Source organism: Nonomuraea salmonea (assembly GCF_042428605.1).
Lineage (GTDB): Bacteria > Actinomycetota > Actinomycetes > Streptosporangiales > Streptosporangiaceae > Nonomuraea > Nonomuraea salmonea.
On record NZ_JBHMCF010000002.1, the window covers coordinates 260817 to 276361 of the forward strand.

At 67.5% G+C, this 15545-nt stretch carries 13 protein-coding genes and 1 pseudogene; 10 read left to right on the top strand and 4 right to left on the bottom strand.

The features are described 5' to 3' along the window. Positions 1–43 precede the first annotated feature (43 nt). Positions 44–2782, top strand: a complete 2739-nt coding sequence (locus ACFFR3_RS01160) for an AAA family ATPase (RefSeq protein ID WP_379482455.1) — start codon at positions 44–46, stop codon at positions 2780–2782. A 48-nt stretch (positions 2783–2830) separates the two neighbouring features. Next, positions 2831–3130 carry a cupin domain-containing protein gene (locus tag ACFFR3_RS01165; RefSeq protein ID WP_379482456.1) on the top strand — a complete coding sequence of 100 codons (300 nt, stop codon included), beginning with the start codon at positions 2831–2833 and terminating at the stop codon, positions 3128–3130. On the opposite strand, the gene ACFFR3_RS01170 is transcribed toward ACFFR3_RS01165, so the two are convergent. The 3 genes from ACFFR3_RS01170 to ACFFR3_RS01180 all read right to left on the bottom strand — a co-directional run bounded on the left by ACFFR3_RS01170 (position 3120) and on the right by ACFFR3_RS01180 (position 4654). Further along, entirely contained in the window at positions 3120–3467 is a 348-nt protein-coding gene (locus ACFFR3_RS01170; RefSeq protein ID WP_364370752.1) for a DUF1330 domain-containing protein, read from the bottom strand. The two genes, ACFFR3_RS01165 and ACFFR3_RS01170, sit on opposite strands and share 11 nt — an antisense overlap. A 19-nt stretch (positions 3468–3486) precedes the next feature. Continuing rightward, complete coding sequence (locus ACFFR3_RS01175; protein WP_345388628.1) at positions 3487–3855, bottom strand: nuclear transport factor 2 family protein; 369 nt, start codon at positions 3853–3855, stop codon at positions 3487–3489. 466 nt (positions 3856–4321) lie between these two features. Then, positions 4322–4654, bottom strand: a complete 333-nt coding sequence (locus ACFFR3_RS01180) for a hypothetical protein (protein WP_379482460.1) — start codon at positions 4652–4654, stop codon at positions 4322–4324. Between the two features lie 608 nt (positions 4655–5262). Here ACFFR3_RS01180 and ACFFR3_RS01185 point away from each other — a divergent pair. The 3 genes from ACFFR3_RS01185 (at position 5263) to ACFFR3_RS01195 (ending at position 7232) form a co-directional block, all read left to right on the top strand. Beyond that, the gene (locus tag ACFFR3_RS01185; RefSeq protein WP_364370745.1) at positions 5263–6582 is read left to right on the top strand and encodes a hypothetical protein; all 1320 of its coding nucleotides are present in this window, start codon (positions 5263–5265) and stop codon (positions 6580–6582) included. Between the two features lie 4 nt (positions 6583–6586). After that, positions 6587–6826 carry a hypothetical protein gene (locus ACFFR3_RS01190; protein WP_345388634.1) on the top strand — a complete coding sequence of 80 codons (240 nt, stop codon included), beginning with the start codon at positions 6587–6589 and terminating at the stop codon, positions 6824–6826. A 64-nt stretch (positions 6827–6890) separates the two neighbouring features. Continuing rightward, positions 6891–7232, top strand: a complete 342-nt coding sequence (locus ACFFR3_RS01195) for a tyrosine-type recombinase/integrase (protein ID WP_345388636.1) — start codon at positions 6891–6893, stop codon at positions 7230–7232. A 226-nt stretch (positions 7233–7458) separates the two neighbouring features. Here the strand turns inward: ACFFR3_RS01195 and ACFFR3_RS01200 are convergent, their stop codons facing one another. Next, positions 7459–9006 carry a plasmid pRiA4b ORF-3 family protein gene (locus ACFFR3_RS01200; RefSeq protein WP_364370741.1) on the bottom strand — a complete coding sequence of 516 codons (1548 nt, stop codon included), beginning with the start codon at positions 9004–9006 and terminating at the stop codon, positions 7459–7461. A gap of 71 nt (positions 9007–9077) precedes the next feature. Between ACFFR3_RS01200 and ACFFR3_RS01205 the strand changes: the two genes are divergently transcribed. From ACFFR3_RS01205 to ACFFR3_RS01225, 5 genes and pseudogenes are all read left to right on the top strand, one after another. Continuing rightward, positions 9078–9662: a DUF7713 domain-containing protein gene (locus tag ACFFR3_RS01205; RefSeq protein WP_379482457.1), complete on the top strand. Its 585-nt coding sequence runs from the start codon at positions 9078–9080 to the stop codon at positions 9660–9662. A 157-nt stretch (positions 9663–9819) separates the two neighbouring features. Next, the gene (locus ACFFR3_RS01210) at positions 9820–10755 is read left to right on the top strand and encodes an SEC-C metal-binding domain-containing protein (protein WP_364370734.1); all 936 of its coding nucleotides are present in this window, start codon (positions 9820–9822) and stop codon (positions 10753–10755) included. A gap of 101 nt (positions 10756–10856) precedes the next feature. Then, positions 10857–13271, top strand: a pseudogene (locus ACFFR3_RS01215) (DNRLRE domain-containing protein); the annotation flags it as partial. An 827-nt stretch (positions 13272–14098) separates the two neighbouring features. Beyond that, positions 14099–14632 (top strand): NucA/NucB deoxyribonuclease domain-containing protein, encoded by a 534-nt coding sequence (locus ACFFR3_RS01220; protein WP_364371195.1) that lies wholly within the window; start codon positions 14099–14101, stop codon positions 14630–14632. A gap of 64 nt (positions 14633–14696) precedes the next feature. Beyond that, positions 14697–15428, top strand: a complete 732-nt coding sequence (locus ACFFR3_RS01225; RefSeq protein ID WP_364370731.1) for a hypothetical protein — start codon at positions 14697–14699, stop codon at positions 15426–15428. The last annotated feature ends 117 nt before the right edge of the window (positions 15429–15545 follow it).

Genomic DNA, 15545 nt, shown 5'->3' on the forward strand with positions numbered 1-15545 from the left:
GGCCACATCGTGAGCCTGCCTGGACGAATGCCAGGATGGGGTCATGGGCGCGGGGGGACTGTACGGAAGAGAGCCCGAAATGGACGCGATCGCCGAACTGCTGGCGAGGGCGCGGGCGGGGGGCAGTTCGGCGCTGGTGCTGCGCGGCGAGCCGGGCATCGGCAAGACGGCGTTGCTCGACCACGCCGCCGCGTCGGCCCGCGACCTGCGGCTGGCCCGCGGCACGGGGGTCGAGTTCGAGGCGGAGCTGCCGTTCTCGGGGCTGCAGTTGCTGCTGCGCCCGGCGCTCGGTCATCTCGCCGCGCTGCCAGGCCCGCAGCGCGCGGCCCTGGAGGCGGCGTTCGGGCTCGGGCCCGCGACCGGCTCGGAGCCGATGCTGGTGGGGCTGGCGGTGCTGTCCCTCCTGGCGGAGTACGCGGACGAGACGGGACTGCTGTGTCTCGTGGATGACGCGCAGTGGCTCGACCGCGCCTCGCGGGAGGCGCTGCTGTTCGCCGCCCGGCGCCTGCACACCGAGGGCGTGGTCATGATCTTCGCTGCCCGGGATGGCGAGGGCTCCTTTCCCGCCCCCGGCCTGCCGGAGTCGCGCCTTTCCGGGCTGGCCCCGCAGGCGGCAGCGGCCCTGCTCGACCGGCATCCGCTCGCGCCCGCCCTACGCTACCGCCTGCTCGCCGAGGCCGGCGGCAACCCCTTGGCGCTGCTGGAGCTGCCGGTCGCCCTGGCGGCCGAAGGCGGCAGCGCGTTCTCGCCGGGGGCGCTCCCCCTCACCGACCGGCTGCAACTGGCCTTCCACGGCCAGGTCAGCCGGATGCCCGCGGCCTGCCAGAGCCTGCTTCTGGTCGCGGCGGCCGACGAAACCGGCGAGCTCGCCGTGATCCTGCGTGCCGCCGCCGAGCTGGGGGCGGCCGTCGAGGACCTGTCCCCCGCCGAGCGGGCCGGCCTGGTGTTGCGCGGCGACGCCGACGGCACCACGATACGGTTCCGCCATCCGCTGATCCGCGCCGCCGTCTACCAGCGGGCGCCGCTCGGACAGCGCCTCGCCGCCCACCGCGCGCTGGCCGCCGCTCTCGGCTCGCCGGAGCACGCCGACCGCCGGGCCTGGCATCTGGCGGCCGCCGCCACCGAAGCCGACGAAGAGACCGCCGCCGCGCTGGAACGCACCGCCTCCCGCGCCCGCGAACGCAGTGGCCACGGGGCGGCCGCGGCGGCCTACGAACGGGCCGCCCGCCTGAGCGTCGAGCCCGGCGCCAGGGCTCGACGGGAGGCTCTTGCGGCTGAGGCGGCGCTGGAGGCAGGCGATCTGGAGCGCGCCAGGGATCTGGGGGGCCGCGCGGCCCGGGGGCTGGACGAAGACCCGGCGATGCAGGCGCGAGTCGCCCAGGTGCGGGCGCTCGCGGACTTCTGGCAGGGCTCCTACCCGGCCGCCCACCGGTTGCTGCTCGACGGCGCCGGGCTTATCCGCGACACCGATCCAGGCCAGGCCGCCGTACTGCTGATCCAGGCCGTGCACACCTCCTGGTACCTGGGCGAACGGCAGCTCGCGGCGACGCTGGACCGGCTGGCCGCGCTGCCGCTCGACGACGCGGATCCACTCGCGCCGGTGGGGCCGTACCTCGTTCATCTCGGCCGAGGCCGTTCCGAGCGGCCGCCGCCGCTGGGCGACACCCTCGCGGCGGTACGGCGGCGCGGCCGGGCCCCCGACCAGACGTTGATGATCCTCTGCGGCGCGGCGCTCGCATTGGGCCAGGACGCCGACGCCTACGAGCTGGCGACCGAGCTCGCGGCCGGATGCCGCGAGCGGGGCGGCGCCGGGAGGCTGCCAACGGTGCTGTTCTTCATGGCCGAGGGAGAGGTGTTCACCGGCCGGCACCTGGACGCGCTCGCTACCGCGACCGAGGCCCTGGGGCTCGCCCGCGACACCGGCCAGCAGCAGTGGGTCAGCCAGTTCAGCAGCGTGCTCGCCTACCTCGATGCGGCCAAAGGCGAGGAGGCCGCCTGCCGGCGCAACGCCGAGGAGGGGCTCGCGGGGGCCACCGCCGCGGCCATCTCGCCCGGCGCGCCGTGGGCGCACTGGTCGCTTGGGCTGCTCGACCTCGGTCTCGGCCGCGCCGAGGCGGCGCTCGACCGCTTCGAGCGCCTGACCCGCGAGCCGATGCGCCATCACATCTGCGCCACCCGTTCCACTCCCGACCTGGTGGAGTCGGCCGTACGGGTGGGGTCGCCGGAGCGCGCCGCCGAGCCGCTGGCACGCCTGGCGACGTGGGCCGGGTCGGTACGGCAGCCGTGGGCCGACGCACTCGTGCTGCGCTGCCGCGGGCTGCTGGCCGCCGACGACCAGGCTGAGGCGCTCTACACGGCGGCCCTCGACCTGCACAGCCAGGACGTCCGCCCGCTGGAGTACGCGAGGACCGCGCTGCTCTACGGCGAGTGGCTGCGCAGGGCGCAGCGGAAGGCCGAGGCGCGCGGGCCGTTGCACGACGCTCTGGAGGTCTTCGACCGGCTGGGCATGCGGCCGTGGGCCGAACGCGCGCGCGGCGAGCTCACCGCGACCGGCGCCCCGGGCCAAGGCCCCAGACCGGCCGAGGGCGTGGCCGCCGGTCTCACCCCGCAAGAACTGCAGATCGCCCGCCTCGCCGCGCAGGGCCTGTCCAACCGCGACATCGCCGCGCAGCTCTTCCTCAGCCACCGTACGGTCGGCTTCCATCTCTACAAGGCATATCCCAAGCTCGGCGTCGCCTCCCGGGGCGAGCTCAAGGAGTTCGCCGATCGACTCGGGCTGTGAGATCGTGTCCCGATGAGCGAACAGGTCCTACCTGGGCAAATACTCCCCGTGGACGTCAATGAGGTCACGCCGATGGAGCTGGGCCCCGGCATCGACGTACGGATGCTGCCGGGCATGCCCGGGATCAGGACGTGGGTGATCGACCTCGCCCCCGGCGCCGAATGGCCGGACCTCGACGTTCACGACACCTACGGCGAGGCGTACTTCGTCGTGAGCGGCGAGCTCATCGAGGGCGACCGCACCCACGGCCCCGGCACCTACGTCGCCTTCGGCCCGAAGACGAGCCACCGGCCCCGTACGGAGACCGGTGTCCGCGCCTTCGGCTTCAACTACGACGTCATCCCTTGAGCGCTTCGCGGTATTCGGCGCCCATCGCGGCCGAATCGTGGTCGGGGCCGACGCCTTCGACGATGATCACCTCGCCCTCCAAATGGTCCGCTCGCAGCGGCAGGATCGCCTGGTAGGCGGCGGACTCGTACCAGCCGCGCGCGTTGTGCACCGACGGGAACTCGAGCATGACGACGCCCCCGGACCACTGGCCCTCACGGACGTCCACCGGTCCCCCATGGACGACGAAGCGGCCGGAGAACGGGTCCAGCGTCGACTGGATCCTCTCCAGGTACTCCGCCACGTCCTGGTGCAACCGCTCCGGGTCACGAAGATGCGCGATCACATATGCGGTCATGGTTCCTCCTTGAAGGTGTTCAGGCTCCGGCGGGCACTTTGTCCAGGAAGCCGAGCACCTGGCTGATCCGCCCGTCATCACCGATCACCGCCACGTCGAAGCCGATGACGATCGGCTCGCCGCCCTCAGGTCCAAGGTGCCAGGTGAACCGGGCGATGTCGTGGTGCGCGTCCACGGTGCCGCCGAGGCTGAAGACCAGCCCGCCGAACTGCCCCTGAACCGCCGCGATGGTGGCGTCGAGCCCGTCCCTGCCCCGTACGGAGACCAGCGGGTCGGTGTACACCGCGTCCTGCGCGAAGACCTCCGCCAGGACGGCCTGCCGCGCGGCGGCGTCGGTCTCGTTCCACGCGGCGAGGTAGCGCTGGACCAACTCGTTCATGTCGCTCATGTCGTTCTCCTCAGTGATCGTGCTCTCTTGTGACCACCAACTTACGGAGGCGAGAACGACGCGGAATCTGACGTGCTTAAGTACTTCGGTACCGGAGTTGACGGTCGATCATGGTGAGCTGGATCGCAGCCACACCGCGTGCTGTGAGAACCCGCCGACGTGCCTGACGTGCCTGACAAGCTCATCGGTCTCTGACCTGCGAGAAGAGGCCAAGAACCCACGACAACCATCGCGGTCGCGGCAAGTCCGCAGTGCCGCTGAACGGGAGCCGGACGACCCCCCGGATCGACGGACTCGCCACACCTTGGCCGAGTACTGTCTCGCCCATCCCTCCCTGCTGCCGATCCCGGCCGCACTCCGGGCTCGCACCGACGGCGCGGTCCGGTACAGCCTGCTCAACCACCACGGACACGAGCAGAAGCCAGCCTGAGTCAGGCTGGCGGCGTTGTCCGAGGCAAGAATGCGCTCAGCCGGCATCGACATCGCGTCCCCAGCTCCAACTGACTGAGCCCGCCGCCGCACTCCGGCCCGCGGCGCTGATGCTGGCCTTCGGGTCCACGCCGGCGGCTTCGTCCTGGTCAGTTGCCCGGCCATGAGGGTGATCGCGGCCCACGTCAGGTAGGCCTCCGAGCGCTGCGGGAGTCACTCGTATTAAGCCGAAGTGGGCGGATCTGCTGCTGTCCAGTACGACCAGGCTCGGGTCGGCAATCGGGAGGTAGTCCCAGTGAACGCCGGTCCGTCCCTGGTAGCGGATGACGTTGACGATCTCACGCAATTCGTAGCTGACGGACGGGTGCACGGCCTTCCATGCGGTGAGTACCGGTTCGATCAACGCCCACTGCACGTCGGACAAGTCGCTCGGGGACTGCTTGCGCTCAGTCACCCACCCATCACAGCACGGCCGGGCCCGCTAACCGGTGGTAACGCTACAAATCTCTACGATCACACTACGACATCACAGGAATACGCTCGCAAACTGCACTCTGACGGTTGACCGAACCGTAATCACGATGAAGGGCGTTCGCCTGACACACCCGCGTTCCCGCCATCCGTAGGCTCGCGTCCGGGGCGCAAGGGATGAAGCACCCCTTCCTCCCGTATGCCTGCCATATCAGGGGCGGCAGGCTCGCCCGCTCTGGAGGTTCTCCGATGTCCACCCCTTACCCGCCATCCCACGGATCCGGCGCGCCCGGACATCCGGGCGGCCGGCACCCCGGGCAGGCCTGGCCTCCGGGCAGCTTTCCACCCCCCGCACAGGGTGCACCGCCGGGACCGGGCGTACGGTGGCCTCCTGGTCCCGGCGAGCAGCCGCGCCACCCGCAAGGCGGATCCGGCGGGCATTGGTCTCCACCTCCGCCGAACGGCAACGGAAGCGGAGGGAAGGGGCCGCTGATCGCCCTCGTCGTCGTGCTCGGCGTCGTCGTGCTCGGCGGACTGGCAGGGGGCTCGCTGCTCCTGAGCCGTGCCGAAGCCGGCCCGCCCGCGAGCCCGACCCCCGGCCGGGGCAATCCGGCCCGGTCGCCCACGGCCGAGGCGGCGAGGACCACCGAGGCGGGGAAACTCCGGGCGATCACCGGCGACCAGCTCTGCGCCGCCGTACCGGGCGATCTCCGTAAAAGCCTGGTGGCGGACGCCGAATACGGCGGGAAGGACGCATCCACTGGGGCCGCCACCGACACCGAGAAGCGGGCAGCCTGCAGCTGGACGAACAACAAGATGGACGTCGGCAACGGCGTTCTCGGATATCGCGCGCTGAGCATCTCCGTGGAAGCCAAGAGCGCAGGGACACGCAGTGCCGTCGAATACGCCACGGACCGCTTCGGCCAGGACAAGCAAACGCACGCGCGGCGAGTCAACGTCCGGAACGGCAAGCGGATCGATGGCAGGACCTCAGGCTCGGCATTCGGCGAGCTCAAGCCGCTGGAGTATGGCGACGCCTCCTACAGCCAGACCTCGATAGGCAGGAGCGGCCTCAAGGCGGAGGTGTTCGTCCGGCAGGGACCCTGGCTGGTCAAGGTCACCTACGGCGGTGACAACCGGACCGGCGCCAAGTACCCCTCCGGCGACGAGACGCGGGCCTCGGCAGGGAACGTCGCCAAGCTCATCGCCGCGGAAATGGCCAAGAGTGCCGACAAGGTGAAACTCACCGGGCCCTGCGGCATCGTCACCGCCGAACAGATCGAGTCGGCGTTCTTCCCCGCCGTCGGCGGACCGTCCGTCAGCACCAATGACGGCAGGATCAAGCAGACCACCTGCACCTGGTCGGTCAAGGAGGTCATCAAGCACCGGCCCGGGCAGGAGTTCACCGCTCGCGGCGGTGAACTCGGCATTCACATGGTCGACTGGGGTGGCGGCGACACCGGCTCGACGTTCCAGTTCGATCGCGATGCCAAGAAGTACGACCGGTACCACAACGGGGGCGGCCTCACCAGCGATCGCCTCCACACGGACTACGAACCCCGCCAGGAGCTCTCCGGGCTCGGCGAGAAGGCATTCGTCGTGGTCTCCAGCACCACCAAGCTTCACGACAAGAGCGCGCCCCCCACGACGGAGATTCTCATCAAGGTCCTGGTCGGCGACCGGACGGTCGAGGTCACGTTCCGGGGGACGACGACCGGAGGCGGTCTCGTCGACGCCGCCGACTACCGGGCACCGTTCTTCGAGCCGGCAGTCGCGCAACCCGCCCTGACGAAGGTGGCCAAGTCTTTCCTCGACGGCCTGAAATGACGGGATGATCGGCGGAGACGGCATAGATGACGCTGCGCTCGACAAGATCCTCTCCCTACAGCTCAAGGTTGCGGGCGGGAGCACGAATTGCATGGTCGTCGCTTCAAACCTTGACCGCAATGGGGACTTCACCCGCACCGAACGCGTAGAAGAATGGATCAGGAACGGCGACAACGAATTCATCGTCCGATCCATGGACGGTGGTCCCAGTCGCTGCACCATTGAGCCAGTTGCCGCGTGGTAGCCCTGGACGCGGAGACCGTACGGGTGCTGACCCGCCACCGCGAGCGCCAAGAAAGCTGAGCGCGGTGGCGGGCACCCCCTGGCAGGACTCGGGGTACGTGTTCACCACCGCGGATGGGGCGCCGTTGCGGCCGGACTACCTCACCGGCCGGTTCCGCCGGCTGGTGGCCGCCTCAGGACAACCGCCCATCCGGCTGCACGACCTGCGGCACGGCGCCGCCACCCTGGCGCTGGCCGCGCACACCGACCTGAAGGTGGTGCAGGCCATGCTCGGGCACGCCAGCATCGTGCTGACCGCCGACACCTACGTCTCGGTGCTGCCCGAGGTGACCCACCACGCGGCCCAGGAGACGGCCCAGCTGGTACTGAAGGCCGCGTCCGCGCTGGGGCGGCCGCTCGGCGGCTGACTCAGGATTGCCTCACATCTGCCCCATGCCGCGCCGGCGCGCGGGCGCGGCTGAGGTTTCCGCTGGTGAAAGCGCGCCCTGCAGGATTCGAACCTGCGACCGTCGGATTAGAAGGGGCCTTGATCCGATGATCTAGCACGCGGGCGACGAATACGTGCGGACCCGGGCGCGAGAGGCGTCGCAGGGTCTACCGGAAGCCTGAGCCGGCATCGCGGTCCGTGCCCGGTCACTCGTCATCGCCCTCACCCGCCAGAGTCGGTCTTGCCAGCGCCCGGTTGATGGCATCCCGGTCGAAGGGCATCAACTCTTCGGGGTACTCCGGGTTGTAGTCCTCGATCGGGTTGTCGCCGCGGCCGTCCACACAGATCGGGGCAGCGAGTTCGTCGGCGACCACCCTCTCCAGGAGAATCTCGTGCTCCCAGCAATCACCGAGATCGTAGGTGTACCGCAGCACCGATCGCGGTGCGGGCAGCACCCGGTTCAACCGGCACAGGTCTTCGTCCCCGCACTCCTCCAACGGCCGGAAGGGGTCGCTGAAGCGACGCTTGCCGACCCTGAACACATGAAGGTGCTCATCCGACCAGCCGAACAATCTCTGAATAACCCGGTGCAGATCACCCAGCGAATAGTTCTCCGGAACCAGCACCCGCCGCCACACCCCAGCGACGGAGATCTTGAGCTGGTAGCCAGGAATCGCCGGCGCCGTCCGTGGCAGGACGACCAGGAGCCGACCCGCTTCCGGGTGCCCACTGCCCCCAACTCCTTCATGGAGGTCGCCGCCCATCATGTCCAGCAGAACGTACCGAGCGTCAGTCACCCCATAGCGATCAAGCGCCGCCAGCGCATAGTCAACCGCCCGCCACTCCCGATCCCCTTCAATCTCCGCATCCAACCACCAGCGGGCATGCGGTCCCAGTAGAGGCAGGTCACGCACCGCCTGCCACAACTCCCCGGCACCACCACGCTCGGCCACGACCTCGACAACACTGAGCCGTCCGGCTGGGGACGCCTCAGCCGCCGCCCGCAACAGTTCGGGGAGCCGATCGACCAGCTTGCGGGAGCCCGGTTGGACATCCGCGATCCGCCACCGCCACAGCAACTCCGGCACCTCCTCCGGCGGGGCTGTAGCGATCCTGCGCAGTACCTCATCCGCGCTCAGATCTGCGGTGATCGGCGGCGGCAACCGTTCCGCCAGCTCTTTGCGAGCGTGTTCGCCCAGCTCCGTGACCATCAACCGGTCGTCGACCACACCGAATGCGACCAGGATTGTCAGCAGGTGGTCGACGGGATGCCGATCGGCCAGCCCGACGAAGCGCCAGTCCCAATCACCACGCTGCCGCATCCCCTGCTCCACCGCCGCGCGCAGCGCCCCGCCCAGCGGCGGCGCGTCCTCCGCCAGCAGGTCCAGCATGACCAGGCAGCAGATCCGCGAGTCCACCCCGCAGGGGTCCGTGAACTGCGCCGCGATCACCTGCTCCAAGGCTGCATACCAGGCCTCGGTGTCAAGCGCTGGCGCGGGTTCGGCCCGAACGGCACGCGAGCCCTCGATCGTGACCAGTCCTGCCGCCACCGCGGTCAGCCAAGCCCGCTGCAGTTCCGGCACATCGCTGAGGCGTCGGACCTTGACCGGACACGCCACACCGAGCGCCAGCGCGGCATCGGGCACCAGCGCCGGTTTGATCGCGATCGATGGGGTGACCGCCCGACCGCCCTCTACCCAGGAGGCCAGGGCGTGAGCGGCTGTGAACACCGGGCTCTCGGCGACGGAGGGCATAGCCGCGAGCGTATCGCCTCGCCGATCTCGAAGTACGAGCCCGGGACATCCCGCAGGCGTAAGGTCAACGGGTGGCTGCCGAAAACGCAGAGTGCAGTTGGTGTGGACGTCCGGCCCGGATTTCCCTGAACACCGTGGGCATGCTCTGCGACGCCTGCTGGAACTCCTGGATGTGTGACCGTACGGGGCGTGATCCGCTAACGCCGCCTCCGCCACCGGAGAGGTTCGTCGATCCGGACGGACGACCACATGTCCTGGCCTACCGCCTCACTCACGGCGCCACCGGCATCGACGCCGAGCTCACGGAAGTCGACGTCGAGGACGGGTATACCTTCAGGGCGCTCGCCGACCCTCACGCCGATCCTCAGCGCGCCCTTGACCATGTGCGGGAGAGCGCCCGCCGCGAGATCGGCAGACACTACCTGAGGCGCAGCCCGTTCACCGGCGAGATGACCATCGCCGACCGCGAAGTACGGGGCAGGATCATCTGGCGCAGCCCGGATGAGATGGCCGTGGTCGTCGACGGCCGGCAGATGACCTGGAACGAACTCGGCCAGGCGATCCAGAATGAGGGCTGGGACTTCACGATCACTGTCGACGAGCCGGTCGGCCTGGTAGACGGCTACAACCCGGCGTTGCTGTCAGAGAGCGACTGAACGATAGCGGCCCAGACGGCGATGCCTTGCGCCCAACTTGTGTTCCCCACGGAGATCAGAGCCAACAGGGACCACCCGTATCTCTTCTGACCCGCCAAGACAGCACCCGTAGTGGAGTCGGACAGATGGCCGTGGCGGTGCCTCTACGCTCGTACGGGTGACGAGCGACAACCTGGTGAGCCAAGCCGACATCGACAATCTGGGCATGGGCCGCTTCTCCGGAGCCGAGCGGGATGCGGCAGTGGCCCGAGTGCTGGCAGCCGTCGATGACCCCGATCTTCGCGGTGAGGACTTCGATCGGCCGTACGCGCTGATGGTGGCCTGCGACTTCCTGGCGATGGACGGCGAGGTCGATCGGGCGATAGAGCTTCTACGCCGAGCGGACACCGAAAACCTCCGGCGGCGGAACATGGAGCCGTTGGCCCGGCTGGCCGCGCTCCTGCACCAACAAGGCCGGACCGAGGATGCCTCCGCGACCTTCCGCCGCGTGGTCAAGGAGGGGCTGGCGGACTGGACCGACTATGACCTTTACGCTGACGCGCTCGGCGAGAGCGGCGATCAGGCCGGCGCCTTGCAGATCCTGGTCGGCGGCCAGGAGCGGCTGACCAGGCAAGGCAAGGCTCTGTCCGCCGCTCAGCTACAACGGTCGATCGACCGGCTCCGCCGCGATATGGGCTTCCCCGACGCGCCCGCGGCGCCGGATCCGGACGCCCACTGGCATGAGAAAGAGGGCGATCCGCGCACCCTGTTCTGGCCCCGTGAGGACTTCGACCGCCTCTCCCAGCGGTGGCCGCAGATCGCCGAAAAGTATGGAACCGACTGGGACAATCACCGCTCCCGCGTCGAGCTGGCCGGTCTCGAACTCGCCAGCGAGGGCTCCAAGCTGCATCTCCTGTATGCCGACTTCACCGCATTCGCCCAGCTCATGATTCAGCGCCCCGACCTTGCCGACCCGATCGGCGAGTACTTCGAGGACGCGGCCTTGGATGCCACAGACCTGCCATGGCGGACGGAGCGGAACGCCCCATGCTGGTGCCGCTCGGGACGGAAGTACAAGCAGTGCTGCCGACGCCTTGGTATGGGGAGCCAGTAACGTGAGGTCGTTCTCGTAGGCGATGCGACGTGGATGGCCGCACGGAGCTGGTGGTCGAGCCGGACCAGAAGTTCCTGGCAGACGTGGGCACGACCTATCCGGTGACGCTGGCCGCGGCGGTCACCCTGCCGGATATGACCGATGTGTGGATCTCCAACTACGGAACCCCGGGGTCGAGCACCTACCGCAACAAGACGCTGTGGGTGGGCACCTACGACGACGGCGAACCGGCGCCGCTGGTGGAGCGTGCCTACCTGAAGTTCGACACCACTACCCTGGCCAACGTCAATGTGTCGGCGGCCACGCTCAGCATGCGCCGCACCGACGCCGTCGGGTGCGGCGACGCCCAATCCGGCATCAAGGCCCAACGGATCACCGCCGCCTGGACCGACGTCGAGCTGACCTGGGAAAACCAGCCCGGCACCACCACCGCCGGGGAATCCGTCGCCAATGACGCCGCCACCTGCGGCGCGCCCGGCACGATGAGCTGGAACCTCGCCGCGATGGCTCAGGCGTGGGCGGCCGGCAGCGCCAACCACGGGCTTATGCTGCGCGGCGTGGATGAGACGCTGGACGACGGCCGACCGCCATACGACCGGGCCTTTGACTCGTTCAACGCCACCAACAAACCCACGTTGGACGTCACCTACACGCTCGGCTCCACGCCCACTGTGGCAGAGTTGCAGATCAGCCCGGCCACCAGCACGGACGGGACGGTGATCGCCACCTCGCTCACCCCGCAACTGGCCGTCACCGTCGCCGACACCGCCGGCGGCGACCTCACCGGGCAATTCGAGATCGAGCACGACCCGGCCGCCCCGGAGCAAGGAACCGGCCAGATCTGGACCGGCATCTCAGCCGCCGTCGCGTCGGGAAGCCAGGCGACGACAAGCGTACCCGCAGGCAAGCTCGCCGACGGCTGGAAGATCCGCTGGCGCGCCCGCGCCGCCAACGCCGCCACCTCGTCAACCTCGGCGTGGTCGGACTGGCAGACGGCAACGGTGGACGTGCCCAACCCGGCCGTCGATGCCCTCCAAGTCACCCCATCCGAGGTGAGAGATGGCGTCACGGTGGCCACCAGCCTGACCCCGGCCATGCGTGCGACGGTCACCGACCCGGCCGCCCAGCCACTGCGGGCCGAGTTCGAGGTCGAACACGACCCCACCGCGTCGGGGCAGGGCAGCGGTCAGATCTGGACCGGCACGGTGGACGATGTCGCCACCAGCACTCAGGCATCGGTCATCATCCCCGACGGCAAGCTCGCTGATGAGTGGAAGGTGCGCTGGCGCGTCCGCGCGATCAACACCGCCACCACCGTTGGCTCGCCCTGGTCGGAATGGCAGGCGGTGACCGTGGACGTACCCGACCCGGTCTCCGAACCGGCCGTCGGCGCCCTGCAGGTCACCCCGTCCGAGCAGGTGGACGGTGCCACCGTCACCCCCACGCCCACCCCGTCGCTGCTCGCCCAGGTCATCGACCCGGCCGGCAAACCGCTGCGGGCGGAAGTCGAACTCGAACACGACCCGGCCGCCCCTGCCGAACAGGGGACCGGCCAGATCTGGACCGGAACCGCGGACAACGTCCCGGCCGGGACACAGGCCACCATCACCGTTCCGGCGGACACCCTGTTCGACGGATGGAAGGTGCGCTGGCGCGCCCGCGCCGTCTCGGCCACCACCACCTCGGCCTGGTCGGACTGGCAGACGTTCACCGTCGATGTGCCCAAACCCACCGCCACCGCGTTGGCCATCACCCCCTCCAAGGTGGCGGACGGCGTCACGGTGACCACCACGCTCACCCCAGCGCTGCAGGCCACCCTCACCCACCCCACCGGCCAGACGCTCCGGGCGGAGGCCGAAATCGAGCACGACCCGTCAGCCCCCGACGGTCAAGGCAGCGGCCAGATCTGGGCCGGCTCTTCGGACGAGATCGCCTCCGGCGCCCAAACGAGCGTGACCGTCCCCGCGGGGGCACTCGCCGACGGCTGGAAGGTGCGCTGGCGGCTGCGCGCGGTCACCGACGACACCTCATCGGCCTGGTCGGACTGGCAGACGTTCGCCATCGACGTCACCCAACCCGGCGAGGAGCCCTTGGCCCAGACCGCCGGACCGGTGATTCGCACTGACCAGAGCTTCTCGGTGGCCGCTTGGCTGCAGTGGGATGACAAGGAAGGAAACTACAGCGTCATCGAACAGCGGGGGGCGCATCAAACGCCGTTCCGCTTGGGTAATACGCAAGACCACGGGCTAATCTTCACGTTGACCAACGCGGATACGGCGGACGCGGTACATGAAGGTGTACTCTCCGACGTCGAGCCGCCCGTCAACGAGTGGTTCCACCTCGCTGGTACATACGATGCTGCTGCCAAGTCGGCATCGCTCTACCTCAACGGCCAACTGCTGAAGACCACACCAATTAGTTACCCGGCATGGAACGGCTCCACGAAAATGCTCCTAGGAGCCGAGATGCGAGGGGCCATAGACAACGCCCGTGTATACCAGAGAGCTTTAGGCGAGGAGGACATATCCGACCTACTGACCGTTCCAGCAGCCATCGCTGATGCCTCTACGAATCCGAGGACTCCAGAGCGAGCTCCTACCCCTCAGGCTTTGCCCGCGTTCGACTATGAGCGAATGTCGCTGCAGAAGTGCGAGGACGAGCGTGACGCCCGAGCAGGGAACAGCCATGCAAACACCGATGGCTGGGACAAGGTCGTAACATACTCGAGCTGCTGGAGCCGCCACCTCATGTTCGCAATATACGAGGAGACGGAAAAGTACGATAAAAAATGTCAGTGCAAGAAGACGGTAAAAGACATCGACGACTTCTTGAACTTCGACTGGACTGTGGTCATGCACTCTTACCTGGGAGATAGCAGCGGAACAGGAGTTATTGGGGGCGGCACTATGCATCCCCGTAACGTCAAGGTATGGACCAGAGTCGACAACTTCTGGTCCGACGGCAATTTCCTGGAAGAGCTGATCGGCGGAGACGGCATAGATGACGCTGCGCTCGACAAGACCCTCTCCCTACAGCTCAAGGTTGCGGGCGGGAGCACGAATTGCATGGTCGTCGCTTCAACCTTGACCGCAATGGGGACTCCACCCGCACCGAACGCGTCGAAAAATGGATCAGGAACGGCGACAACGAATTCATCATCCGATCCTTGGATGGCGGCCCCAGTCGCTGCACCATTGAGCCATGGATTACCTACGACAACCCGAAGAATCCAGGCAGCGGCGACAAGCAAACACTGCCGGGATGGGGACATCCTAAGTGGGTGGACGCGAACCCTGAACGTCTCCGCGAGACCGCACCCAGAGTCCGTTGCGACAACCAACCCATGGGCGGAAAACTCGAGTTCTACAAGGGGAGCTGCATATTCTCCGCAGCCAAGCGCGTTCTGGTTCTGCGACCTTGGAACTTCGATTACGGCCAGGTCGCCCGACATATCGAGAAAGCTTTCACCCAACCCGAGAACACAGTGCCTTTCAAGTCCGTCCAAAAACATATCCCAGGCAATTGGAATGCGCCCAAAGGCACGCCCGAACGAGATCCGCTCACGCGAATCGACTCCCAATCAAACCGTTACAATCAGAACACAAAAGCCAAAAACCTCGTATGTGAGGAGTTTTTTGCCGATCGGCCCCGGAAAAAGAATGGCGCCCCCGAGGACGAATGGCAACAGTGCGATGAATATCCATTCGCATCCACAAAAGAAGGCGGCGCATACGATCACCCCCAGTACGGAAAGGACAATTTCTCCGTACAGGCTGTCCTGGGAACGCACAACTCGACTGCCGGTGGCGATCTCGCAGTGTTCTATGCCAGGTACCGGGTCCTGCTCGGCAACAAGTTCTGGGTAGCGGTTCAATGACCTATTTCGGGGACGTCGTCGGAGCGGCGTCCCCGAAATGCCGCCTTCCAGCAGGAGAAAATGAATGAGACAGTCGGAGAGGCTTTGGCACCTCGCCTACAAGTACCGCATGGGGATGTCTTTCCATGGTCTGTGGGTGGAGAACACCGACCTTGCCCAAGTTGCCGCGCAGATCGGCGCGGACCCCGCATCAGGAGTCATGTGCAAATGGGAAGACCTGGCCAGAGGGTTGGATATCGGCGAAAATACCCGTCTTGCATGGATGGGGAGTATCAACAACAGCTGGACGCAGATCGTGGGCGACCCAACGCCGTTCGACGCTTTGCCCGCCTTATCGGCTGGAAATCGTCGCGCTCTGCGGGTCGCCTGGACGGTTGATGGTGTCCACGACATCTACTATGCGGTTGGCGGATACTACGTCACCGCCTTCGGCGTGACAAAGCCGGATGCACGCAAGGGTCAAGACCCGCACGCGCTCGACAGTTACGCCACCGGCCTCCAGTTCGATATCCAAGACGCCTCCTGGGAAAGCGATCCCGATCTATTGCCGGGTTGGCATGAATACTCCGCCTGGAAGGAGACGCTCTACGACTTGCCAGACGACGACATGGTCGACGACGCGTACGAGAGCATGCCGCCAGAATGGAGCCACCTGCTGGATCTCTCTCTGAACGGCTACAGCCCGCAATTGGCCACATGTATCACGTCGGCACTGATTCTCGTAGGGCGCGTAACCGGCCGGGAACTCGACGAGACGTGGATGGAGGGTCACCACACCCGATACACCATCAGCTGAACCGCGAGGTGCAAGGTGCCCGCGCTTGTCCTGAAGCGGCCAGGGCACCTGCACGATCTCAGAGGGCGATTCGAGAGTTCATGCCCGTGATGCCGCAGTGTGGTTGAGTGAATCTGT